The 21,814-nt window shown below is 66.4% G+C and carries 21 protein-coding genes and 1 riboswitch; of the genes, 8 read left to right on the forward strand and 13 right to left on the reverse strand.

All coding sequences use genetic code 11. From position 1 onward, the window contains the following. Positions 1-447: 447 nt before the first annotated feature. The 5 genes from ACVWWQ_RS06825 (at position 448) to ung (ending at position 5,749) form a co-directional block, all read left to right on the forward strand. Positions 448-2,208: a DEAD/DEAH box helicase gene (locus ACVWWQ_RS06825; RefSeq protein ID WP_133948557.1), complete on the forward strand. Its 1,761-nt coding sequence runs from the start codon at positions 448-450 to the stop codon at positions 2,206-2,208. 188 nt (positions 2,209-2,396) lie between these two features. Next, on the forward strand, positions 2,397-3,074 hold the full coding sequence (ftsE, locus tag ACVWWQ_RS06830; protein WP_133948555.1) for a cell division ATP-binding protein FtsE: 678 nt from the start codon (positions 2,397-2,399) through the stop codon (positions 3,072-3,074). Positions 3,075-3,097: 23 nt separating this feature from the next. After that, on the forward strand, positions 3,098-4,051 hold the full coding sequence (gene ftsX / locus ACVWWQ_RS06835) for a permease-like cell division protein FtsX (protein WP_457383404.1): 954 nt from the start codon (positions 3,098-3,100) through the stop codon (positions 4,049-4,051). A 139-nt stretch (positions 4,052-4,190) separates the two neighbouring features. Continuing rightward, positions 4,191-5,033, forward strand: coding sequence for a response regulator (locus ACVWWQ_RS06840; protein WP_133948551.1), 843 nt, complete (start codon positions 4,191-4,193; stop codon positions 5,031-5,033). Further along, positions 5,030-5,749, forward strand: coding sequence for a uracil-DNA glycosylase (gene ung, locus ACVWWQ_RS06845; RefSeq protein WP_133948549.1), 720 nt, complete (start codon positions 5,030-5,032; stop codon positions 5,747-5,749). The genes ACVWWQ_RS06840 and ung overlap by 4 nt, the downstream gene beginning before the upstream one ends. Before the next feature lie 4 nt (positions 5,750-5,753). Here the strand turns inward: ung and ACVWWQ_RS06850 are convergent, their stop codons facing one another. The 8 genes from ACVWWQ_RS06850 to thiC form a co-directional block, all read right to left on the reverse strand. Next, positions 5,754-6,428, reverse strand: coding sequence for a Fe2+-dependent dioxygenase (locus tag ACVWWQ_RS06850; protein WP_133948547.1), 675 nt, complete (start codon positions 6,426-6,428; stop codon positions 5,754-5,756). Positions 6,429-6,528: 100 nt separating this feature from the next. Continuing rightward, positions 6,529-7,293 (reverse strand): bifunctional hydroxymethylpyrimidine kinase/phosphomethylpyrimidine kinase, encoded by a 765-nt coding sequence (gene thiD, locus ACVWWQ_RS06855; RefSeq protein WP_133948545.1) that lies wholly within the window; start codon positions 7,291-7,293, stop codon positions 6,529-6,531. Then, the gene (locus ACVWWQ_RS06860) at positions 7,290-8,276 is read right to left on the reverse strand and encodes a ThiF family adenylyltransferase (RefSeq protein WP_133948543.1); all 987 of its coding nucleotides are present in this window, start codon (positions 8,274-8,276) and stop codon (positions 7,290-7,292) included. The genes thiD and ACVWWQ_RS06860 overlap by 4 nt, the downstream gene beginning before the upstream one ends. Continuing rightward, positions 8,273-8,881 carry a thiamine phosphate synthase gene (locus ACVWWQ_RS06865; RefSeq protein ID WP_133948541.1) on the reverse strand — a complete coding sequence of 203 codons (609 nt, stop codon included), beginning with the start codon at positions 8,879-8,881 and terminating at the stop codon, positions 8,273-8,275. Before ACVWWQ_RS06865 ends, ACVWWQ_RS06860 begins: the two co-directional genes overlap by 4 nt. Beyond that, on the reverse strand, positions 8,878-9,648 hold the full coding sequence (locus tag ACVWWQ_RS06870; RefSeq protein ID WP_133948539.1) for a thiazole synthase: 771 nt from the start codon (positions 9,646-9,648) through the stop codon (positions 8,878-8,880). Before ACVWWQ_RS06870 ends, ACVWWQ_RS06865 begins: the two co-directional genes overlap by 4 nt. 3 nt (positions 9,649-9,651) lie before the next feature. After that, a complete protein-coding gene (thiS, locus tag ACVWWQ_RS06875) occupies positions 9,652-9,849 on the reverse strand; it encodes a sulfur carrier protein ThiS (protein ID WP_133948537.1) in 198 nt (65 codons plus the stop codon). After that, positions 9,849-10,832: a glycine oxidase ThiO gene (gene thiO, locus ACVWWQ_RS06880; RefSeq protein ID WP_457383340.1), complete on the reverse strand. Its 984-nt coding sequence runs from the start codon at positions 10,830-10,832 to the stop codon at positions 9,849-9,851. The genes thiS and thiO overlap by 1 nt, the downstream gene beginning before the upstream one ends. Then, positions 10,829-12,670, reverse strand: coding sequence for a phosphomethylpyrimidine synthase ThiC (thiC, locus tag ACVWWQ_RS06885; RefSeq protein WP_133948535.1), 1,842 nt, complete (start codon positions 12,668-12,670; stop codon positions 10,829-10,831). The genes thiO and thiC overlap by 4 nt, the downstream gene beginning before the upstream one ends. Positions 12,671-12,739: 69 nt before the next feature. Beyond that, a riboswitch (TPP riboswitch) is annotated at positions 12,740-12,840 on the reverse strand. A 274-nt stretch (positions 12,841-13,114) separates the two neighbouring features. Here thiC and rpoH point away from each other — a divergent pair. Next, positions 13,115-13,975, forward strand: a complete 861-nt coding sequence (rpoH, locus tag ACVWWQ_RS06890) for an RNA polymerase sigma factor RpoH (RefSeq protein WP_099652960.1) — start codon at positions 13,115-13,117, stop codon at positions 13,973-13,975. A 98-nt stretch (positions 13,976-14,073) separates the two neighbouring features. Here the strand turns inward: rpoH and ACVWWQ_RS06895 are convergent, their stop codons facing one another. The 3 genes from ACVWWQ_RS06895 to ACVWWQ_RS06905 form a co-directional block, all read right to left on the reverse strand. Beyond that, entirely contained in the window at positions 14,074-15,369 is a 1,296-nt protein-coding gene (locus ACVWWQ_RS06895; protein ID WP_133948533.1) for an NAD(P)/FAD-dependent oxidoreductase, read from the reverse strand. Positions 15,370-15,373: 4 nt separating this feature from the next. Beyond that, positions 15,374-16,747 carry a S41 family peptidase gene (locus ACVWWQ_RS06900; RefSeq protein WP_133948531.1) on the reverse strand — a complete coding sequence of 458 codons (1,374 nt, stop codon included), beginning with the start codon at positions 16,745-16,747 and terminating at the stop codon, positions 15,374-15,376. A 131-nt stretch (positions 16,748-16,878) separates the two neighbouring features. Further along, a complete protein-coding gene (locus ACVWWQ_RS06905; RefSeq protein WP_133948529.1) occupies positions 16,879-18,102 on the reverse strand; it encodes a peptidoglycan DD-metalloendopeptidase family protein in 1,224 nt (407 codons plus the stop codon). An 87-nt stretch (positions 18,103-18,189) separates the two neighbouring features. Here ACVWWQ_RS06905 and ACVWWQ_RS06910 point away from each other — a divergent pair, with 87 nt between their 5' ends. Together ACVWWQ_RS06910 and ligB are read left to right on the forward strand one after the other, a co-directional pair. Then, a complete protein-coding gene (locus ACVWWQ_RS06910) occupies positions 18,190-18,963 on the forward strand; it encodes an NRDE family protein (protein WP_133948527.1) in 774 nt (257 codons plus the stop codon). 108 nt (positions 18,964-19,071) lie between these two features. Beyond that, entirely contained in the window at positions 19,072-20,763 is a 1,692-nt protein-coding gene (gene ligB, locus ACVWWQ_RS06915) for an NAD-dependent DNA ligase LigB (RefSeq protein WP_133948525.1), read from the forward strand. Positions 20,764-20,766: 3 nt separating this feature from the next. Here ligB and ACVWWQ_RS06920 read toward each other — a convergent pair whose 3' ends face one another. Beyond that, complete coding sequence (locus tag ACVWWQ_RS06920; RefSeq protein ID WP_133948523.1) at positions 20,767-21,168, reverse strand: YchJ family metal-binding protein; 402 nt, start codon at positions 21,166-21,168, stop codon at positions 20,767-20,769. A 29-nt stretch (positions 21,169-21,197) separates the two neighbouring features. Continuing rightward, entirely contained in the window at positions 21,198-21,806 is a 609-nt protein-coding gene (locus tag ACVWWQ_RS06925) for a DUF938 domain-containing protein (RefSeq protein ID WP_133948521.1), read from the reverse strand. Between the last annotated feature and the right edge of the window lie 8 nt (positions 21,807-21,814).

Below are 21,814 nucleotides of genomic sequence, written 5' to 3' on the forward strand. Positions count from 1 at the left end.
TCTCCGTGGCTGGGGGCCAGAACTGGCAGGTCGAGAACAATGGGGTGGCAGGGGCAGGAAAACAAGGATTGACGACGCGCAGGGCCGTCATCGGCTACACTCAGGCGCCCACGAAGCGCGGGTTGAGCCCGGAACAGGTCCTGCCACGACGGCAGGTCTTCATTCCAGCGCAACTCTGGGCACGATTCAAGGGTGGTCCTCCAGACCGCCTGTCAGGCCGCCGGCAAATACGGCGTCGCAGAGTCTTGATGGCAGAAATCCGGCAGCGACAGGCGCTGTGTTTCTGCCATCCGGACTCACCACCGCGGCGCGATCTTGTTGACCTGGCATTGAGCCGCTTCGCTGCGCATCGCGCACCCGTCCTGCACCGTTTCGCGCCGAATGTCGGCCGCACAAACGGGTGCAGCGCATCACGCCGCCGTCAGGCAAAGGTCCCGAATTCCCCATATGTCCCAAACTGTACTCACCGATACCTTCTTCACCAATTTCGATCTTCATCCGCTGCTGCAGCAGGGCCTGGACGACAGCGGTTTCACCCGCTGCACGCCGATCCAGGAAATGACCCTGCCGCTGGCCTTGGCCGGCCGCGACGTTGCCGGCCAGGCCCAGACCGGCACCGGCAAGACCTGCGCCTTTCTGGTCGCGTTGATGAATCGTCTGCTGACCACGCCGGCCGTCGCCGACCGCAAGGACAGCGATCCGCGTGCGCTGATCATCGCGCCGACCCGCGAGCTGGCGATCCAGATCGACAAGGATGCGCGCAACATCGGCCAGCACACCGGCCTGAAGACCGCGCTGATCTACGGCGGCGTGGATTACGACAAGCAGCGCCAGCAGCTGAAGGATGGCTGCGACATCATCATCGCCACCCCTGGCCGCATGCTCGACTATCACAAGCAGGGCGTGTTCAGCCTCAACAGCGTCGAGGTGATGGTGATCGACGAGGCCGACCGCATGTTCGATCTGGGCTTCATCAAGGACGTGCGCTTCATCTTCCGCCGCCTGCCGCCACGCGAGCAGCGCCAGGTGCTGCTGTTCTCCGCCACGCTGAGCCATCGCGTGCTGGAGCTGGCCTACGAGCACATGCACGAGGCCGAGAAGCTGGTGGTGGAGAGCGACAACGTTACCGCCGACAAGGTGCGCCAGCTGGTCTTCTTCCCGGCCAAGGAAGAAAAGATGCCGCTGCTGCTGAACCTGATCGACCTGCACAAGCCCACGCGCAGCATCATCTTCGTCAACACCAAGGCCGCTGCCGAGCGCGTCACCGACCGGGTCAAGCGCCACGGTTGCCGGGTGGGCGCGATCTCCGGCGACGTGCCCCAGTTGAAGCGGCAGAAGCTGCTGCAGCGTTTCCAGGATGGTCAGCTCGACATTCTGGTGGCCACCGACGTGGCCGCCCGCGGCCTGCATATTCCGGCCGTGAGCCACGTGTTCAACTACGACCTGCCGCATGACGCGGAAGATTACGTGCACCGCATCGGGCGCACGGCTCGCCTGGGTGCCGAAGGCGACGCAATCAGCTTCGCCTGCGATCTGTACGCAATGTCGTTGCCGGATATCGAGACCTATATCGGCCAGAGCATCCCGGTGGCTGCGATGGATCCGGCCTTGCTGGTCATGCCGAAGCCGCGCGAAGTCGACGCCGAATTCGCCGCGAATGCCGCCGCCGACAGCGCCGCGTTCGGTGACGTGGTGCCGCCGCGTCCGGGTGAAAAGCCGCGTCGTGGCGCCGACTCCAGCCGCAGTGGCGAACGCAGTCGCGGCAGCCGCAGCGCGGGTGCTGCGCGTCCGCCGCGCGAGCCCAGGCCGGCGACGATCGATGCCGGCGCGGCCGCAGCGGCCGAACAGCCGGTAGCGGTTCCGGTGCAGACGACCGCCACGGCACCGTCCGCTGATGGTGGCGCCGCCGCCGAAGGTCCGCGCAAGCCGCGGCGCCGTCGTGGCGGTCGCAATCGCCGTCGCGAAGGTGCGCCCGCGGAAGGTGTGGAGGCGAAGACCCCGCCGGGCACGGTCGCCGAGGGTGATCGTGCTCCGCGAGGCGAACGCCGACCGCCGCGCGATCGCAATGCGACCCAGGCCTCCGAGGCGCCCAAGCACAGCCGGCCTTCGCGCCAGGTGGCGGTGACTTCGGGCAAGCCCGTCGAACATGCGCATCCCAAGAAGCCGGGTCTGTTCCGCCGCCTGACCAAGTTGTTCACCGGCCGCTGACCGCTGACCGGGGAACGTCGCAAGACGCGTCCCGGCCTGCCAGGCGACACGTGCGCGGCATCTGCCGCGCCGTTTTCGCGCCCGTCCTGAATCAACCGCGCTGGATTGTTGCGTCAAGACGTCATCTTGATGCCGGCATCCCTTATCCTTGCGACTGATATGACGAAACACAGGCTCGGGGACGCTCGGTGATCCAATTCGACCAGGTCAGCAAGCGCTACGAGGGCGGCCATGAGGCGCTCTCGCAGTTGTCGTTCGAGGTGCCGACGGGCGAGATGGCCTTCGTCACCGGGCATTCCGGTGCCGGCAAAAGCACCTTGCTGAAATTGCTCGGGCTGATCGAGCGGCCATCGCACGGCGTGATCAACGTCGATGGCAAGAGCCTGGCGAAGATTCGCCACAGCGGGATTCCGAAGTGGCGCCGCCACGTGGGCATGGTGTTCCAAGATCACCGCCTGCTGCTTGATCGCACCGTGTTTGCCAATGTCGAACTGCCCCTGGTGATCGGCGGCATTGCCCGGGCGGAGCGTTCGCGGCGGGTGCGTGCGGCGCTGGAGAAAGTCGGCCTGCTTGCCTATGAACGGCAGTTGCCGGCCACGCTGTCCACCGGCGAACAGCAACGCGTGGGCATCGCCCGCGCGATCGTGGCGCGGCCCAGCCTGCTGATCGCCGACGAACCCACCGGCAACCTCGACCCGCAACTGGCGGTGGAAATCATGGGCCTGTTCGACGAGTTCCAGCAGGTCGGCACCACGGTGCTGATTGCCAGCCACGACCTGCCACTGATCAAGCGCATGAAGAAGCGGGTGATCGTGCTGGATCATGGCCGGCTGGTGGCGGACTTGGCAGCGCAGGAGGTGTTGTGAGCGAGTCTTCCGAATCCGTGCGGGTGGCGGCGGATGCGCCACAGCGCAATGGCCACAGTCGCGGCAGCCGTTTTGGCAGCTGGCAGGAACACCATCGCTGGAGCGCCGGTTCCAGCCTGCGCCGATTGGCGTCCCGTCCTCTTGGCAGCCTGCTCACGATTGCCGTGATGGGCCTGGCGCTGGCGTTGCCGCTGGCGTTCTATCTGTTGCTGGGCAATGTGCAGCAACTGGGTCGCGCGCTTGGCCAGAGCCAGTCCATCAGCGTGTTCCTGCAACCGGGGCAGAGCGCGACACAAGCGCAACTGCTGGCCAGACAGCTGGGCGATCGGCCTGAATTGGCGTCGGTGGCTGTGAAAACGCCGCAGCAGGGCATGGACGAGCTGGCCAGGATGCAGGGCTTCTCCGGTGCGCTGCAGACGCTTGATGACAACCCGCTGCCGTACGTCTTGCAACTGCAACCGCGCGACGGCAGCACCGCCCAAGCACTGGAGCAACTGGTGGTGGATGTGCGGGGCATGCGTGGCGTGGATCTGGTGCAGGACAGTGGTACCTGGCGGCAGCGCCTGGATGCCCTGCTGGGCGTCGGCAACCGCGTGGTGCTGGTCTTGGCCTCGTTGCTGGCGCTGGCCGCGCTGCTGGTGGTGGGCAATACCGTGCGCGTGGACATCGCCAGCCGCAGCGAGGAAATCGGTGTGCTGCTGCTGGTGGGCGCCAGTGGCGCCTTCATCCGGCGCCCGTATCTTTACGCCGGCATCTGGTACGGCTTGTTCAGTGGCCTGCTGGCCGCCTGTCTTGCCGTCCTGATCGAGTGGACGCTGGCTGCACCGGTAGCGCAGCTGAGCCAGGCTTATGATGGCAAGCTGCATGTGGGCGGCTTGCCGCTGTGGTTGTTGCTCGCCGTGCCGCTGGTGGCCGCCGCACTGGGCTGGCTTGGCGCACGTCTGGTCAGTGCCTGGCAATTGCGCAAGGCGGGCTAGCCGCATGCGACGGGGGTGACGTGAATCGCAGCGCCGGGAGCGCTGATCGAGGCACTATGGTTGTTCAAGCTTGTGCAGGGGATGCGCTTGCAGGTTCCGTGGCCGGGAATGGTCACAGGTCAAGTGGATGAGCTAAGGAATGACTACGAATATCAGTGGCCGTCTGCTCACCGATGCACCGCGGGTGCTGGTGGTGGATGGCTCGCGGGTGGTGCGCCAGCTGATAACCCGTGTACTGAAGGCGGAATTGCCCGGGGTGGAGGTGATCGGTTGCGGCAATGGCGCCGAGGCACAGCAGGTGCTGGGCGACGGCGTGTTCGACTTCATCACCATTGCGCTGCGGTTGCCCGACATGGACGGGCTGGAGCTGGCGCGATTCGTGCGCGAGTCCGCGCCACAGGCCTATGTGCCGATCGTGGTGGTGTCCGGTGACGTCGACGATCGCCTGCACCGGCGATCGCTGGGCGAACATGTCACCGACTATTTCGACAAGGCGCTGGGTTTCCAGGCGTTGGCAGAATTCATTCGTGGCTACGTGAGTCCGGATGCCAGCGCCCAGGGCGTGGTGCTGTACGTCGAAGACAGTCGCGTGGTGGCGCTGGCGACGCGTCGCATGCTGGAGAAAGTCGGCCTTACCGTGCGTCACGTGGTCAGCGTGGAAGACGCTCTGGCGCAGCTGGAAACCTCGCGTGCGCAAGGCGAGGTCGGTGCCGACGTGGTGCTCACCGACGTCAGCCTGAAAGGCGAGCTGACCGGTGGCGACCTGCTCGAACACATCCGCAACGAGTTCGGTTACGGCAAGGGTCGTCTGCCGGTGCTGGTGATGACCGGTGACGAGAACCCGGCCAATCAGGCGGCGCTGATCAAATCCGGCGCCAACGATCTGGTCGAGAAGCCGGTCGAGGAAAAGCTGCTGATCACCAAAGTGCTGTTCCAGTTGCGCGTGTCCAGGCACCTGCGCGAGCGCGCGGACCAGGCATGAGCGAGGCGGCGAAGGTGCGACTGGAGTCGTCGTGGGCGACACGCATCGGCGACTACCTGCAGCGTCCGGACATGCAGGCGCTGGCAACCTTCCTGCGCGAGGAGATTCGTCGCGGCAAGCATGTCTATCCGCCTGGTCCGGAAATCTTCGCCGCGTTCGCGCATACGCCGTTTGATGCCGTGCGTGTGGTGATCCTGGGACAGGATCCGTACCACGGTCCGGGCCAGGCGCACGGTCTGTGCTTTTCGGTACGCCCCGGCGTGCGGGTGCCGCCGTCGCTGGACAATATCTTCAAGGAAATCCAGCGCGACCTCGGGCTTGCCCGCCCCGACCATGGTTGTCTCACGCCGTGGGCGGATCGTGGCGTGCTGTTGCTCAACAGCGTGCTCACGGTGGAAGAGGGGCATGCCGGCGCACACCAGAAAAAGGGCTGGGAAGGCTTCACCGACGCGGCGATCGAGGCGCTCAACCGGGAGCGCGAAGGCCTGGTGTTCCTGCTGTGGGGCGCGCATGCCCAGCGCAAGGGGCAGTTGATCGATCGCACTCGCCACTGCGTGCTGAGCTCGGTGCATCCTTCGCCGTTGTCGGCGCACCGGGGTTTCATCGGCTGCGGGCATTTCTCCGCAGCCAATCGCTATCTGGAAAGCCACGGGCATGCGCCGATCGACTGGTCGCTGCCGCCGCGCGCCGCGTTGCCGGACGTCGCGGCGGGCTGAGCCGCTAGACGTTGGCCCACATGCGCAGCAGGTTCGCATGCGACTTGCTGATGGTGTCGAACGTGGCGCTTTTGCCCTCGCGGCTGAAAATCTGTCGCTTGGCGGTGTCCAGGTCCCACAGCACTTCACGCCTGGCCGGATCGCGTACTTGGCTTTGCACCCAGATGATCGCGGCATGCCGCGCGCCGCGGATAACCGGTGTCACGTGGTGAAGCGAATTGGCCGGATAGGCGATGGCGGCGCCCGCGTCGAGCTTGAATCCGCAATCCATGCCGCCGGCATCCACCACCAGATCGCCGCCGTCGTAGGTGCCCGGATCGGAGAGAAAAAGTGTGATGGCCACGTCGGTGCGCACTGCATGGCCCAGGCCGCCCATGACGGGTGCGTCGACATGCCGCCCGTATTGCATGCCGACGTCGTAGCGGTTGAACAGCGGCTGGGTCATCGCCATCGGCAGCAACGCCGTCTGCAACATCGCGTGGCGCATGAAGGCGCTGCGCACGATATCCCGCAGCCGCGACTGACTCTCGGTATCCGCATTGACCTGCAGATTCTTCTTCACCTCGCGCGCCGACCAACCCGCCGTCCCGGCGCCGTCGATGAAAGGCGCCTCGCGGAGTTCATGGCGAATAGTGCCGAGTTCTTCGGGCGTCAATACGTTGGGGGCGCAAATGATCACTGATGCCACCTGGCGGTGCGGCCGTGGAAGTGTGTGGATGAATGCGGATTGATTGTATCGGGCCATCCGGTGTGTGGAAACGCGCGACGAGTGGTGCCCGTCAAGATGCGTGCGCAGACGGTGCGCTTTGCCGACCGGTCAGCACGCGCCGCAGGTGGGTCCTCGCACGAGCCACCGCATCCGCCAGATCGTCACCCAAGACCACGCCGGCCGCGACACCTGCCGCGAGCATGCAACCGGTGCCGTGCAGCTGATTGGTGGCGATCCACGTGGCGGCGAAGCGTCGGGTAGACCGCGCGGTGACCAGCAGGTCGACGGCTTCCGGCAAGTCGGCATGGCCGCCTTTCATCAAAACCGCGCGCGGCCCGAATGCGAGCAGGGCGCGGCCCTGTGCTTCCATGTCCTGTTCGGTGCGGGCGCAGGGCGCGTTGAGCAGCGCGGCGGCCTCTGCCAGATTGGGTGTGAGGCAGTCCACCCGTGGCAGCATCTGCACGCGCAGCAGCTCCAGTGCGGTGGCATCCAGCAGCTGCGCACCCGACGTGGCGCGCAGCACCGGATCGAGGACGGTGAAGGGCGGTCGCCTGCGATCCAGCTGCGCGGCAACGGTCGTGGCGATTCCACCATCGCCCAGCATGCCGATCTTGACGGCGGCAATCATCATCTCGTCGAACACCGCATCCAGCTGCGCCTGCACCAGAGCTGCCGGCATCAACTGGATGGCGTGGACTCCCTGGGTGTTCTGGGCGGTGACCGCGGTGATCACGCTGGCGCCGTCCACGCCGAAGGCGGCAAACGTCTTCAGGTCGGCCTGCAGGCCGGCACCGCCGCATGAATCGGAGCCGGCGATGGACAAGGCATGCTTCATGGCGCGGCAGCAGCGAACGACACCAGCGCGAGGTCATCGAATCCGTGCGACTGCAGCATTCGCCCCGCCCGCCAGGCGCGTATGCCGCTTTGGCAACAAAGCACGACACGCTGACTCGTTGGGGTGGGGGCGGTGGCAAAGCTTTCGATGTGCCCGACGTCGAGGCGCAAGGCCCAGCCAAACACTGAAACGGGCGCTTCGTCCAGGCTGCGCAAGTCGATCACGACATCGCGGGGTGTGACGTCATCGGCGTCGATGAAGCGCAACGGCGTGCCGCTCGGCTCGCTGGCGTGGTGGAACGCGAAGCCGCCGAAGGCGAGGCGACCGGCATCGAAACTCAGCAGTCGCCCCAGCGGCGAGGGCTCGATGCCGAGTATCAGCTGCAACACGAACTGGGCCTGCAGGCAGCCGACCAGGCCGACCAGGCTGCCGAGCACGCCGGCACTGCTGCAGTTCGCGGCACGCTCGGGCATGTCGGGAAACACGGCGCGATAGCTCGGTGCGTCGCCACAGAATCCGCCCACGTAACCGGACAGGCCGAGTGCCGAGGCGCTGATCAACGGTGTGTGTCGTGGCCAGCAGGCATCACTCAGCGTATAGGTCGCGGCCAGGCTGTCCGTGGCATCGACGACGATATCGGTCGCCGCGACCAGCGTTGCCGCGTTGCCCGGCGTCAGCCGTTGCGCCAACGCCTCCACCACGATGGCCGGATTCAAACGACGCAGAGCCTCGCACGCCGCTTCCGCCTTCGGTGCGCCGACATCAGCCATCGTGTACAGCGGTTGTCGGTGCAGGTTGCTTTCCTCGACCACGTCATCATCGAGGACGATGAGCCTGCCGACCCCCGCCGCGGCAAGATAGTGCAGCACCGGACAGCCCAGTCCGCCGGCGCCGACCACCAGCACGCGCACGGCGGCGAGTCGGGCCTGGCCGGCCTCGCCGATCTCGGGCAGGGCGATCTGACGCGCGTATCGTTCACTCATGGGCGTGCTTCCGCCGACGCGATCCACGCCGTCACGCGAGCGGCGGGATCGGGGTGCCGCGTCACATCGCTGACCACCGCCACGCTATCCGCGCCGGACTCGAAACAGCCCGCCGCACGCTCCAGCGTGATGCCGCCGATAGCCACCAGCGGCAGCTCGCCGACCCGCCGCTTCCACTCGCCGATGCGGGGCAGGCCCTGCGGCGCCCACGGCATCTGCTTGAGCGTGGTGGGATAGATCGGGCCGAGTGCGACATAGTCCGGTGCCAGGTTCAGCGCGCGATCCAGCTCGGCGTGGTCGTGGGTGCTGATGCCCAGCTTCACGCCGCGCGCGCGAATTGCCCTGAGATCCGCCTCGTCCAGATCCTGCTGGCCGAGGTGGATGAAGTCGGCGCCTTCGTCGAGCGCGATCTGCCAATGGTCGTTGATGACCAGTTGCACCCGGCGTGACCGACAGATCGCCAGCGCGGCGCGCACCTCGGCGCCGACGACTTGCGGCGACTTATCCTTGATCCGCAGCTGCACCATCGCGACGCCGAGCGCGGCCAGTCGCTGCACCCAGTCGGCGCGATGGACGATCGGATAGAAGCTGGGGAATGCGCTCATTCCAGCCACGCCTGGCCGGACACCGGTGTCGACGGACGGGCGAGGTCGCGTGGTTCCATTGGCTGCGCTTCAAAGCCCGCGCGACCGGCCTCGATCGCGCGCGCGAACGCGCTGGCCATCGCTACCGGATCGCCGGCCATCGCCACGGCGGTATTCAGCAACACGCCATCGTAGCCCAGCTCCATTGCTGCCACGGCATGCGACGGCCGGCCGATGCCGGCGTCCACGATCAGCGGCACGTCCGGGAAATGCGCGCGCAGCGCACGCAGCCCGAACACATTGTTCAACCCGCGGCCACTGCCGATCGGTGACCCCCACGGCATCAATACGCGACAGCCAGCCTGCAACAGCCGGTCGGCGACGACCAGATCCTCGGTGGTATAGGGAAACACCTCGAAGCCGTCAGCGCACAGCCGGGTGGCGGCTTCGACCAGGCCGAACACATCGGGCTGCAGGGTGTCGGCGTCACCGATCACTTCGAGCTTGATCCATGCCGTCTGGAAGATGTCGCGCGCCATCTGCGCGGTGGTCACCGCCTCCTTCGCCGAATGGCAACCGGCGGTGTTCGGCAGCACCCGCACGCCCAGCTCGCGGATCAGCGACCAGAAGCCTTGGCCGCCGCGCTGCGTGCCGGCTTCGCGTCGCAGCGACACGGTGACCACCTCGGTGTTCGCGGCGCGTACCGCAGCGGCAAGCATGGCCGGCGAGGGGTAGCGTGCGCTGCCGAGCAGCAGGCGTGATTGCAGTTCGATGCCATAGAGATTCATGGCTCAGCCACCCTGCATGGGCGCGAGGATTTCCAGTGCATCGCCGTCTGCCAGCACGGTGCTGTCGCGACGGCTGGCTGGCACGAACGAGCCGTTCAACGCGGTGGCGACGATGGACTCGCCGTAGCCGAGAGCGCCCAGTGCCTGGGCCAGGGTAGTGGCGGCGACCTCACGGGCGATACCGTTCACGAGAAGACGCATCAGGATGCCTGCGAAAGGTCGGGGAAGAGAATCTGCGCGGCTTGCCGCGCGACGGCTGGCGCCAGCAAGAAGCCATGGCGATAGAGGCCGTTGATGCACAGGGTGTTGCCGCGACGGGACACGCGCGGCAGGTTGTCGTCGAATGCCGGACGCACGCCCACGCCCAACTCCAGGATTTCCGCCTCGCCGAACGCCGGGTGCAGCGCGTAGGCGGCGTTGAGCATCTCCATGGCCGAACGGGCGGTGACCGGGCCGTGGTTGCTGCTTTCCAGCAAGGTGCCGCCGAGCATGAAGATGCCGTTGCCACGCGGCACCACATACACGCTGAAGCGCGGATGCAGCAGGCGCACCGGGCGCGACAGCTGGATCTCGGGTGAACGCAGCAGGATCATCTCGCCACGCACGCCACGCAAATCCTTCAGCGTGTCGCGTGCGGCGATACCGCGGCAGTCGATCACCTGGTCCGCATCGATGCGCTCGGCCTCAGCATCGACACCATGGCGGATCGTCACGCCCAGGGCCTGCAATCGCGCGGCCAGCGCATGCAGCGCGCGGCGGGGATCGAGATGCGCTTCTTCGGCGAAAAACAGGCCCTGCCGAAAGCGTCCGGCCAGCTCCGGTTCCAGTGTGCCGATCCGGTCGGCGTCCACGGGTTGAAAGCGTTCGGTGCGTCGGCCGAACAAGGTCAGTTCGCTGGCATCACGGGCGGCGGCCACCACCAGGCTGCCGCGGCAGACCGTGCCCTCGAAGTGCTTTTGCCACCACGCGATCGCCGTGGCGCCCAGCCTGGCCACCTCGGGTTCGGCGGTGGCCTGTTCGCACCAGGGTGCCAGCATGCCGCCGGCGAACCACGCGCAGGCCTGTGTGCCCAGGCTTGGTGCGCGTTCGAGAATTTCCACGCGCGCACCGTGCCTGGCCAGTTCCGTGGCCGTGACCAGGCCGGCGACACCGGCGCCGATGATGGTGACGCGCATGGTGCTCATGGCGTCGGCACGTAGAGCGTGGCGCCCTGCTCGGCGAACTCGCGCGACTTGTCGTCCATGCCTGCGCGTGCTTCGGCTTCCTCCATCTCGCGCACTTCGCGGCGCAGGTCCTGAGTGATCTTCATCGAGCAGAACTTCGGTCCGCACATCGAGCAGAAGTGCGCGACCTTGTGCGCCTCCTTCGGCAGCGTGGCGTCGTGGTAGGCGCGGGCCGTGTCGGGATCGAGCGACAGGTTGAACTGATCCTCCCAGCGAAATTCGAAACGTGCGCGCGAAAGCGCATCGTCGCGGCGCTGCGCGGCCGGATGGCCTTTGGCCAGATCGGCGGCATGCGCGGCGATCTTGTAGGTGATCACGCCGGTCTTGACGTCGTCGCGGTCGGGCAGGCCCAGGTGTTCCTTCGGCGTCACGTAGCAGAGCATGGCGGTGCCGAACCAGCCGATCATCGCCGCGCCGATGCCCGAGGTGATGTGGTCGTAGCCCGGCGCGATGTCGGTGGTCAGCGGGCCGAGCGTGTAGAACGGCGCTTCGGCGCAATGCTCCAGCTGCTTGTCCATGTTGAGCTTGATCTTGTGCATCGGCACGTGACCGGGCCCTTCGATCATCACCTGGCAGCCGTGCGCCCACGCGATCTTCGTCAGCTCGCCGAGGGTTTCCAGTTCGCCGAACTGCGCCGCATCGTTGGCGTCGGCGATCGAGCCGGGGCGCAGGCCGTCGCCCAGCGAGAACGCGACGTCGTAGCGCCGCATGATGTCGCAGATCTCGGTGAAGTTTTCGTACAAGAAGCTTTCGCGATGGTGGCTCAGGCACCAGCGCGCCATGATCGAACCGCCACGCGAGACGATGCCGGTGACGCGATTGGCGGTCAGCGGTACATGGTGCAGGCGCACGCCGGCGTGGATGGTGAAGTAGTCCACGCCCTGCTCGGCCTGTTCGATCAGGGTGTCGCGGAAGACTTCCCAGGTCAGCCTGGCCGGGTCGCCGCCGACTTTCTCCAGCGCCTGGTAGATCGGCACCGTGCCGATCGGCACCGGCGAGTTGCGGATGATCCACGAGCGGATGTTGTGGATGTTGCGACCGGTGGACAGATCCATGATCGTGTCGGCGCCCCAGCGGATCGCCCACACCAGCTTCTCGACCTCCTCGGCGACGCCGGAGGATACCGCCGAGTTGCCGATGTTCGCGTTGACCTTCACCAGGAAGTTGCGCCCGATCACCATCGGCTCGAGTTCGCCGTGGTTGATATTGGCCGGGATGATGGCGCGCCCCCGCTCGATCTCGCTGCGCACGAACTCGGGCGTGACGAAGGCGGGCAGGGCAGCGCCGAACGCCTCGCCGTCGGCGAGGCGGGCAGCGGCGTCTTCATGCCACTGCGCACGCGCCAGGTTCTCGCGCTGGGCGACGTAGATCATTTCCTCGGTGATGATGCCGGCGCGGGCAAACTCCAGTTGGGTCACCAGCTGGCCCGGCGCGCCCATGCGCAGCGTGCGGCGCGCCGGGCAGGGCGCCACCAGCCGCTCCGGTCCCACCCCGCCGTTGTCTTCCGGCCGCGTGACGCGGCCCTCGATGGTCGTGAAAGCACGGGCCTCGACCCATGTCTCGCGCACCATCGGCAAGCCGGCGGCCAGATCGATCCGGGCATGCTCGTCGGTGTACGGCCCGGACGGGTCGTAGACATGCAGGGTGGGGGTCAGCGCATCCTTCAACGCAATTTCGCGTACCGGCACGCGCAGCGACGGATGTCCTGGCGGGGTGATGTAGACCTTGCGCGAGCCGCCGATGGGTCCGGTGGTGACCGTCAACGGCGTGGCGCCGGATGCAGGTGCGGGATGGTTCATGGATCTCCTCCTTGGATGGAGACCCGGGGCGTGACGCTGCAACGGCACACGGGCGCGCCGCAGCCGGCCGCCCATGGTGATTCCCGTTCCTACGCCGGCATGACCCGGATCAGGTTCAAGGGTCAGCTCGCGCTATCTCAGCCCCTTGCAGGGCACCCCTCGGAATGCGCCGGAGGATGGCGGCGCGGCCGGGGGCTGTCAAGGCGCGTCCTCCCGGAACGGGATCCAGCAGGCCGTTTTCCCCGTAACAGCTTCCAAGAGGCGCCCGGTCGTGACGTGTTCTGGACGTAACCGGGCGCAGGCTGGCTTCGAAAGCAGGTATGGCTGGACAGTTTCCGGCAATATGTGTACCATTAAGTTCATTAAAAGCCCGGAACCAAAGCCGGGCTTAGCACTCCAAGTACCCGAGTGCTAAACTTTGACGTCTTGCAGGAGGTTTCATCCATGTCTCAAGCCTTGGTGACCGCCAACTTCCCGCTGCCGAGCGTCGTCGGCAGCCTGGATGCGTACATTTCCGCGGTCCATCGGATTCCGGTGCTCAGCTCCGAAGAAGAGCAGTCGTTGTCGCGTGACTATCTCGAGGAAGCCAACCTGGCGGCCGCGAAGAAACTGGTCATGTCGCACCTGCGCTTCGTCGTGCACGTGGCACGCGGCTATTCCGGTTACGGTCTGCAGCTCGCCGACCTGATCCAGGAAGGCAACATCGGCCTGATGAAGGCGGTCAAGCGTTTCGATCCCGACCAGGGCGTGCGTCTGGTCAGCTTCGCGGTGCACTGGATCCGTGCCGAAATGCACGAATTCATCCTGAAGAACTGGCGCATCGTGAAGGTCGCCACGACCAAGGCGCAGCGCAAGCTGTTCTTCAACCTGCGCAAGAGCAAGAAGCGCCTGGGCTGGATGAATGCGGCGGAAGTGAGCAAGGTGGCGCTGGATCTGGGCGTGCCCGAGGCGACCGTGCGCGAGATGGAATCGCGTCTGTCCGGTCGTGACATCGGCTTCGAACCGGTAGGCGATGACGAGGATGCCAAACCGGCACCCGCGGCCTTCCTTATCGACGATGGCGCCGACCCGTACGAGAACGTGTCCGACGAGGATTACGCCGACAACCAGATGCAGACGCTGACCGATGCGTTGAGCCATCTGGACAAGCGTTCGCGCGACATCATCCAGCGTCGTTGGCTGGATGACGACAACAAGGCTACGCTGCAGGATCTGGCGGACGAGTACGGCGTTTCCGCCGAGCGCATTCGTCAGGTCGAGGCCAACGCGATGAAGAAGATGCGCGGGCTGTTTGCCACCGCCTGAGGTCATTCGCGCCAGCGCCCGTCCATGGATGGGTGGATGAAAAAGCGGCTCCGTGAGGGGCCGCTTTTTTTGTATCGGTCAGGCCAGGTCAGGCCACGTCACTCATCGGCGGGAGCGTCGTCATCCGGCGTGTCACCACTGGCGACGATGCGAGCGCTTCGCTGGTGCGTGCAATACGCCCACGCCCAGTCCAGCATCACCACCAGCCGGTTGCGGAAACCGATCAGGAAATAGATGTGTGCCAGCAGCCAGGTGGCCCAGGCGGCGAAGCCGGAGAGTTTCAGCTTGCCGAATTGCGCCACCGCCGCCATCCGCCCGATCGTGGCGAGCGAGCCGTCATCGCGATAGCGGAACGGCGGCCTTTCGTCGCTGCCGTGCAGGTGCGCAAGGATCATCGTGCCGACATGCCGGCCCATCTGCTTGGCCGCCGGCGCCACGCCCGGTACCGGCTTGCCACTGGCCTGGGCGATCCCGGCGAGGTCGCCGATGACGAACACCCGCGGGTGCCCGGGCAGACTCAGGTCAGGAAGCACCTGCACCCGACCGGCATGATCCAGCGCGGTATCGAGCATCCGTCCCACAGGTGAAGCGGCCACGCCGGCGGCCCACAGCACGGTGCGTGCGGTCAACCGGCGTTCGCCCAGTTTCACGCCAGTCGCGTCGATCCCGGTCACGGCGGTGCCGACATGCACTTCCACGCCGAGCTGCTCGAGTTGATGGCGTGCCTTGTCTGACAAGCCCGGATCAAACGCCGGCAGCAGGCGCGGACCCGCCTCGATCAGGCGCACCGAGGCACGCCGCGGATCGCTGCGGCGAAACTCGTGCGACAAGGTATGCCGGGCCAGTTCGATCAGAGTGCCGGCCAGTTCGACGCCGGTGGAGCCGCCGCCGACCACGACGAAATTGAGCCAGGCCTGCCGCAGCGCAGGATCGTCCTCGCGTTCGGCGTGTTCGAACGCCAGCAGCACCCGACGGCGGATAAGGAACGCGTCGTCCAGTGTCTTCAGTCCGGGCGCATGGGGTTCCCATTCGTCGTGTCCGAAATACGCATGAGTGGCGCCAGTGGCGACCACCAGAAAGTCGTAATCCAGCCAGCCATGGGCGCATTGCACCCGCTGGCCAGCGAGGTCGACGCCGGTCACTTCGTCCAGCAGGACGTCGAGATTCTTCTGGCGACGCAGGATCTGCCGCAAGGGCGCCGCGATCGATGGGGCGGCCAGACTCGCCGTGGCGACCTGGTACAGCAGGGGCTGGAACAGGTGATGGTTGCGCCGATCCACCAGGGTGATGCGTGCCGCCGCGCCGGCCAGTCGCCGGGCCGCCGTCAGGCCGCCGAAGCCGCCGCCGAGAATCACGACATGCGGCAGGCGGGCATGGTCGGCAGCGCTGGACATGGGATCAGCGTTTGGCAGTCACAGGCTGGCGCAGCGCCATGCCCTTCAGCACATTCAATGCCTGTGACAGCGCGTAGTCGCTGGTGGCCAGCTTTGCATCGGCGGCGCTGCCGTCGTTGTTGATGTCGGTGCCTGCCGCCGCGTTTTCGTTGGCCAAGTGATTGGGCAGGTCCGCTTCCGAACTGATCAGCACCGGGCCATTGTCGGCCTTGTTGACGGTAAGGTCGGCCAGCGGAATGTCGGGCTTGATGCCTTCGGCCTGGATCGAGGTGCCGTTCGGGGTGTAGTAGCGCGCGGTGGTGATCTTGACCGCGTGGTCCGCGTCCAGCGGCAGCACGGTCTGCACCACGCCCTTGCCGAACGTGCGCTGGCCCATGGTCAGCGCGCGATGGTTGTCTTTCAGTGCGCCGGACACGATTTCGGCGGCCGAGGCGGTGCCGTTGTTGGTCAGCACGATCATTGGCGCGCCATTGAGCTGGTCGCCGGGATGCGCCTTGAAGCTCATGTTGGCGTCCTGCAGCCGACCGCGGGTGGTGACGATGATGCCGCTGTCGAGAAAGTCATCGCTGACGCCGACGGCCGCGGTCAGCAGGCCGCCCGGATTGTTGCGCAGGTCCAGCACGACGCCTTTCTGCGGACCGTTCTTGCTGATCAGCTCTGCCAGTTTGTGCTGCAGGTCACTGGCCGTGTCTTCCTGGAATTGACTGATCCGTACATAGGCGTAGCCCGGCTCCAGTTCGCGCACCTTGATGCTGCTGACTGAAATGTTTTCGCGCACCAGGTGCAGATCGATCAGCTTGTCGCTGTTCGGGTGCACGATGGTCAGGTCGATCTTGCTGCCGGGCTTGCCGCGCAACTGCTTGAACATGGTGTCGACATTCTGCGGGTCGATCAGCGTGCCGTTGATCTTGACGATGCTGTCGCCCGCCTTGATGCCGGCGCGCGCGGCCGGCGTGTCATCGATCGGCGAGACGATGCGCAGGCCGCCATCGACCTGCAGCACTTCGATGCCGAGGCCGCTGTATTCCCCGGTAGTGTCTTCGTTGAGCTGGGCCAGGCCTTCCTTGTCCAGATACTCGCTGTGCGGATCGAGCCCGGCCAGCATGCCGGTGATCGCGGCCTTCATCAGCGTCTTGTCGTCGACCTTCTCCACATACGCCTGGCGCACTACTTCGTAGACCCGGCTGAAATTGCGGATGTCGTCCAGATCCACGCTGCTGGGTGCGCTGGCACTGCTGCTGCTGGTGGCTGGCAGGTCCACCGGCGGTGCCACCGAGGCACTGGTGGCTGGCCGGTCCTGAGCGAACCCGACCGGTGCTGCCAACAGGAACGGTGCGGCCAGCAGCAGGGCAAGCGGGGTGCGGGAAATGGGGCGCATGAAGGGTAACTCCGTACAACGGACAGGCAGCAGGCTCGCATGCCATTGAAAGGGTGACAGGGTTTGGGACAACCAAACCCCGGGGGAATTCATCGAACCCTGGCCTAGCCTGCGGCGCCACCGATGCGGCGTCAACGGCGCTGGCTCAGCCAGCTGCGCGGATCGACCGGCTTGCCGTTCTTGCGCAACTCGAAGTAGACGCCGGTATTGATGCCCGTGGGCGGGCTGGCAGTGCCAAGCACCTGTCCGGCCTCGACCGCGTCGCCGACGTCGCGCAACACGCTTTCGTTGTTACCGTACATGCTCATCCAGCCGTTGCCGTGGTTGACGATCACCAGCATGCCGTAGCCGCGCAGGAAGCCGGCATAGATCACCTTGCCGCGTGCCACCGAATGAATCTCGCTGCCACCGCTGGCCTTGATCAACACGCCATTGCCGTAGCTGTTGACCACGCCGCTGGCCGGCCATGGCAGGTTGCCGCGGATGTTCGCGCCGGCGCCGCCGATCTCGATCGCCGGTGGCGGCTTGTGGCCCGGATGTTTCCGGGCCGCCTCGGCACGTTCCGCGGCGGCGCGTGCGGCAGCATCGTCGATCGCCTTCTGCAGCTTGGCGAGCAGATTGTTCAGGGACTGCGCGTTCTGTTTCAGGGCGGCCAGCTTCTCGGCCTGATCCTTGTACTGGGCGTCGGTTTCAGCCGCCAGCTTCTGCTGGGCGGCACGTTGCTGGCCCAGTTCCGCCGCTTGCTTCTCGCGCTTGGTCTTGGCCGCCTGGAGTGCCTGCTGCTCCGTGTTGATCGAGGTTTCCAGCTGCTGCAATGTGGCCAGGTCACCCATCAGTTTCTGGACGCGTTGCACGCGGTCTTGCTGGAAGTACCTGGAATAGACCAGCGCGCGCGCGATGCGAGAAACGTCCTCATCACCCAGCAGCAGGCGCAAGTCCGAGCCGTGACCGAGCGCATACGTGGCGCGCAGCAGATCGGCGATCGCGGCGCGCTGGCTGTGCAGGGTCTGGTTCAGCGCCGTGCGTTGTTGCTGCAACTGTTCCAGCTGTCGCTGCTTGCCGGCCAGCTCCGTATCGGTCTGGCGCACCGCGCGCGCCGCGCTGGCCAGCGCATTGGCCTGCTTCGCCAGCTGTGCATTCACGCTGTCCCGTTTTGCGGCGGTGTCGGCCTGCTGCTTGGCCAGCGCCTCCATTTTCTGCTGCAACTCGGCCAGCTTCTTCTTCGCTTCGGTCTGCTCCGAAGTGCCGCCCTTGCTGGGGCGAGCCAAGCTCGCGGAGCTGGCCAGTCCGCATACCAGCAACGCGGCAAGCAGACCGGGGATGAATGAGCGGGCAAAGCGATGGCGAGTGGGCATGCGCCGATTATCGCCGAGGTGGAGCCCCGGCGGCGAGCGGGCATTGGACGATGGCGGACGCCACCTTGCATGGCGTAGATTCACCGCATGTGCCTGATCGCCTTCGCCTGGAACGTGCACCCGCGCTGGCGCCTGTTGCTGGCGGGCAATCGCGACGAGTTTCATGCGCGTCCGAGCGAGCCGCTGGCTCATTGGGCGGGTTCGGCGATCATCGGCGGCCGGGATATCGAAGCCGGGGGCAGCTGGCTCGGGGTGACGGATGCGGGTCGCTGCTGCGTGGTGACCAATGTGCGTGATCCTGGCGATCCGCAGGTTGGCAATTCGCGTGGCTTGCTGGTCACCGACTATCTGTCGGCTCACGCCGATGCCGCGACGCATGCGGAACGGCTGCTGGAATCGGCGGCCGGCTATCGGCCGTTCAACCTGCTCACCTTCGACGCCGATGCCGCGTTCTACCTGGGCAACCATCCCCTGCCGCGTGCGCAGCGGATCGACGACGGCGTGCATGGCTTGTCCAATGCCGACTTCAACACGCCGTGGCCCAAGACCCGGCTCCTGATGCAGCGCCTGCAAGGCTGGATCGACGAGGGTGGCGACGGGGCGTTCGAACCCTTGTTCGCGGCGCTCGCCGACGAGCGGCAGGCGCCGGATGCGCAACTGCCGGATACCGGGCTGGGGCCCGAACGCGAACGCTGGTTGTCGTCAGCGTTCATTCGGGGCGAGCACTACGGCACCCGCGCCAGCACGGTGGTCGCCATCGATCACGACGGCAGGGGTGTGATCGTCGAGCGGCGCTTCGGCCCGAATGGCCGCTTCGATGGCGAAACCACGTTGCCGTTTGGCGCGCCTCCGCCTGCCTGAGTCGTTCACTGCAAGCGTGGGCCTTACGTGCAGCGTCGGCATCCACGGCTGCCCGTACATCCGCGAGCTGGATAGCCTGTGCGTCATGTCCACGGAGGGGAACGAAACATGCGCAAGAAAAGCATTGTGCCGGTGCTGCTGATCGTCTTGCTGGCCACCGGCGGTGTGCGTGCGGCGGACTGTCCCGGATGGTCGGCGGCGCAGGCACGACAGGAACTGGCGGCGCTGCATGATCGTCTCGACGGCTGGAACCACGCCTATCGGGTCAGCGGCCAGTCGCCGGTGGATGACGCGGTCTACGATCAGGCAAAGCAGCGCCTGGCGCAGTGGAGTCGCTGCTTTCCCGCGCAGGCGCCGGCGCCGCTGGCGCATCTGGCCGATGCCGGCGGCAAAATTCGTGCGCCGGTGGCGCAGACGGGGCTGGCCAAGTTGCCGGATGCGGCCGCGCTGGTGGCATGGATGCACCAGCGCGGCGATCGCGATCTGTGGGTGCAGCCAAAAGCCGATGGTGTCGCGGTGACGCTGCTGTATCTGGACGGCCAATTGCGCCAGGCGAGCAGTCGAGGCGATGGCCTGCACGGCTCGGACTGGCTGGCCAAGGCGCAAGTCATCGACGCGATTCCCAAGCACCTGCCGAACGCCCCGGCACGCGTGGTATTGCAGGGTGAACTCTACTGGCGCGTGCCAGGTCACGTGCAGGCGACCGCCGGCGGCGTCAACGCGCGCTCGGCGGTTGCCGGCGCGCTCGCGCGGGACGTGCTGGATGCGCAAGCTGCGGCGCGGATCGGCCTGTTCGTATGGGACTGGCCCAGCGGGCCGGCCGACATGGAGGCGCGATTGGCCGGCCTGCAGGCGATGGGGCTGGCCGACAGTGTGAGTTACACGCACGCGGTGTCCTCTCTTGACGACGTGAAGCGCTGGCGCGAGCAGTGGTATCGCCATGCGATGCCATTCGCTGCGGACGGCACCGTCGTGCGCCAGGGCCACCGTCCGGCCGCGGCCAGTTGGCAGCCCGCACCGCCGGAGTGGGCGGTGGCGTGGAAATATCCGGCCGCCTCGGCGCTGGCCGAAGTGCGCGCGGTGAACTTCACCGTGGGTCGCAGCGGCCGCATCACGCCCGTGCTCGAACTCGAACCGGTGCAGCTGGATGATCATCGCGTGCAGCGGGTCAGCGTGGGCTCGCTCAGGCGTTGGCAGGAGCTCGACATCCGGCCCGGCGACCAGGTCGAGGTGGTGCTGGCCGGGCTGACCATTCCGCGCCTGCAGTCGGTGGCGTGGCGCGCGCAAGAACGTGTTGTCGTCACGGAGCCGGATCCCCAGCAACACGGGCCGCTCAGTTGCTGGCGCGCCAGCCCCGCGTGCACGCAGCAGTTTCGCGCGCGGCTGGCCTGGCTGGGTGGTCGTCAGGGCTTGCAGTTGGAGGGACTGGGTGAGGACACCTGGCAGGCCCTGGTCGAGGCGGGCCTGGTGCATGACCTGCTGGACTGGATGTCACTCACGCCGTCGCAGCTGGCCCGTGTGGCCGGCATCGGCGACGTGCGTGCGGCCACGCTGACGAGTGTCTTTGCCGGTGCGCGTGAGCGTCCGTTTCCGCGTTGGCTGCGTGCTCTCGGACTTCCTGCCGGCGTCGCCACGAGTGGCCCCGACTGGTCCACCTTGAGTGCGCGTACGGCAAGCGACTGGCAGAGGATCGACGGCATCGGTGCTGCCCGCGCGGAGCAGTTGGTGCAATTCTTCGATTGCCAGGACGTGCGCGCCCAGGCAGAGCAGCTACATGCCGCAGGTGTACAGGGTTTCTGAGGGTCAGTTCTTCAGTTCGCCGTCGAGGTAATACCAGCGCCCGTCCCGGCGTTCGAAGCGGCTGGTCTCGTGCTGACGTTGGGCGCGGCCGCCGCCCAGCCGATAGCGGGCGACGAATTCGACCGTGGCGTGATCGCCATCGACATCTTCCGAACGGCGTACCTCCAGCCCCAGCCAGGTCGGTGGCGGCTGCTGCGCGGACAGCCGCAGCGTGGCCGGACGGGTATCCGGATGCCAGCTGGCCAGCAGGTAGTCCTCGCGCTTGAGCACATAGGCGCTGTAGCGCGAGCGCATCAACTGCTCGGCACTCGCGGCCACGACTCCATCGTGCAGCGTGCCGCAACATTCGGTGTAACCGGCCGGGTTGCCGCAGGGGCAGGGGGTCAGGGTATCGATCGACTTCATGCCGCCTTTGTACCCGGTTCGGCGAAATTTTACAGGTGGGGCCGGGCCGGGCCGCGACGCCACACGCGGCAGCGGTTGTTGGCCGGCATCGCGATGTCGGCGACCAGATGCAGACCGGCGTCCGCCGCCAGCGCGTCCACCGCTTCCGCATCGCGGATCGCCATGTGTGCGCCGCGAGCCTTCAGCCACTGATCGAACGCGGCATTGCTGTCGCTGCTGTAGCGACCGTCATGGTTGAACGGACCGTAGATCACCACCATGGCATCGTCGGTGAGGATCGTCGGCAGCCGCGCGAACAACTGGCGTACTTCGCTCCACGCCATGATGTGCAAGGTGTTGGCGCTGAACACGGCATCGAACGGACCGACAGGCCAGTCACCGCCGACGTCGAACTCCAGGGGATCGGGCGTGTTGGTCAGTGCGGCTTCGTCCAGCCACGCGCGAATGCCGGCCAGGTTGTCGCTGCGGTCGGAGCTTTGCCAGCCCAGTTGTGGGAGTGCCGCGGCGAAGTGCGCGGCATGCTGGCCGGTACCGCTGCCGATCTCCAGCACATGGCGGCGATCGGCGAAATGCTCGCGCAACACTTCGAGAATCGGATCGCGATTGCGTTCGCAGGCGGCCGAGTACGGTTTCTCCATGCCCCGGT

The sequence above is a fragment of the Rhodanobacter sp. TND4EL1 genome (genome assembly GCF_054061035.1).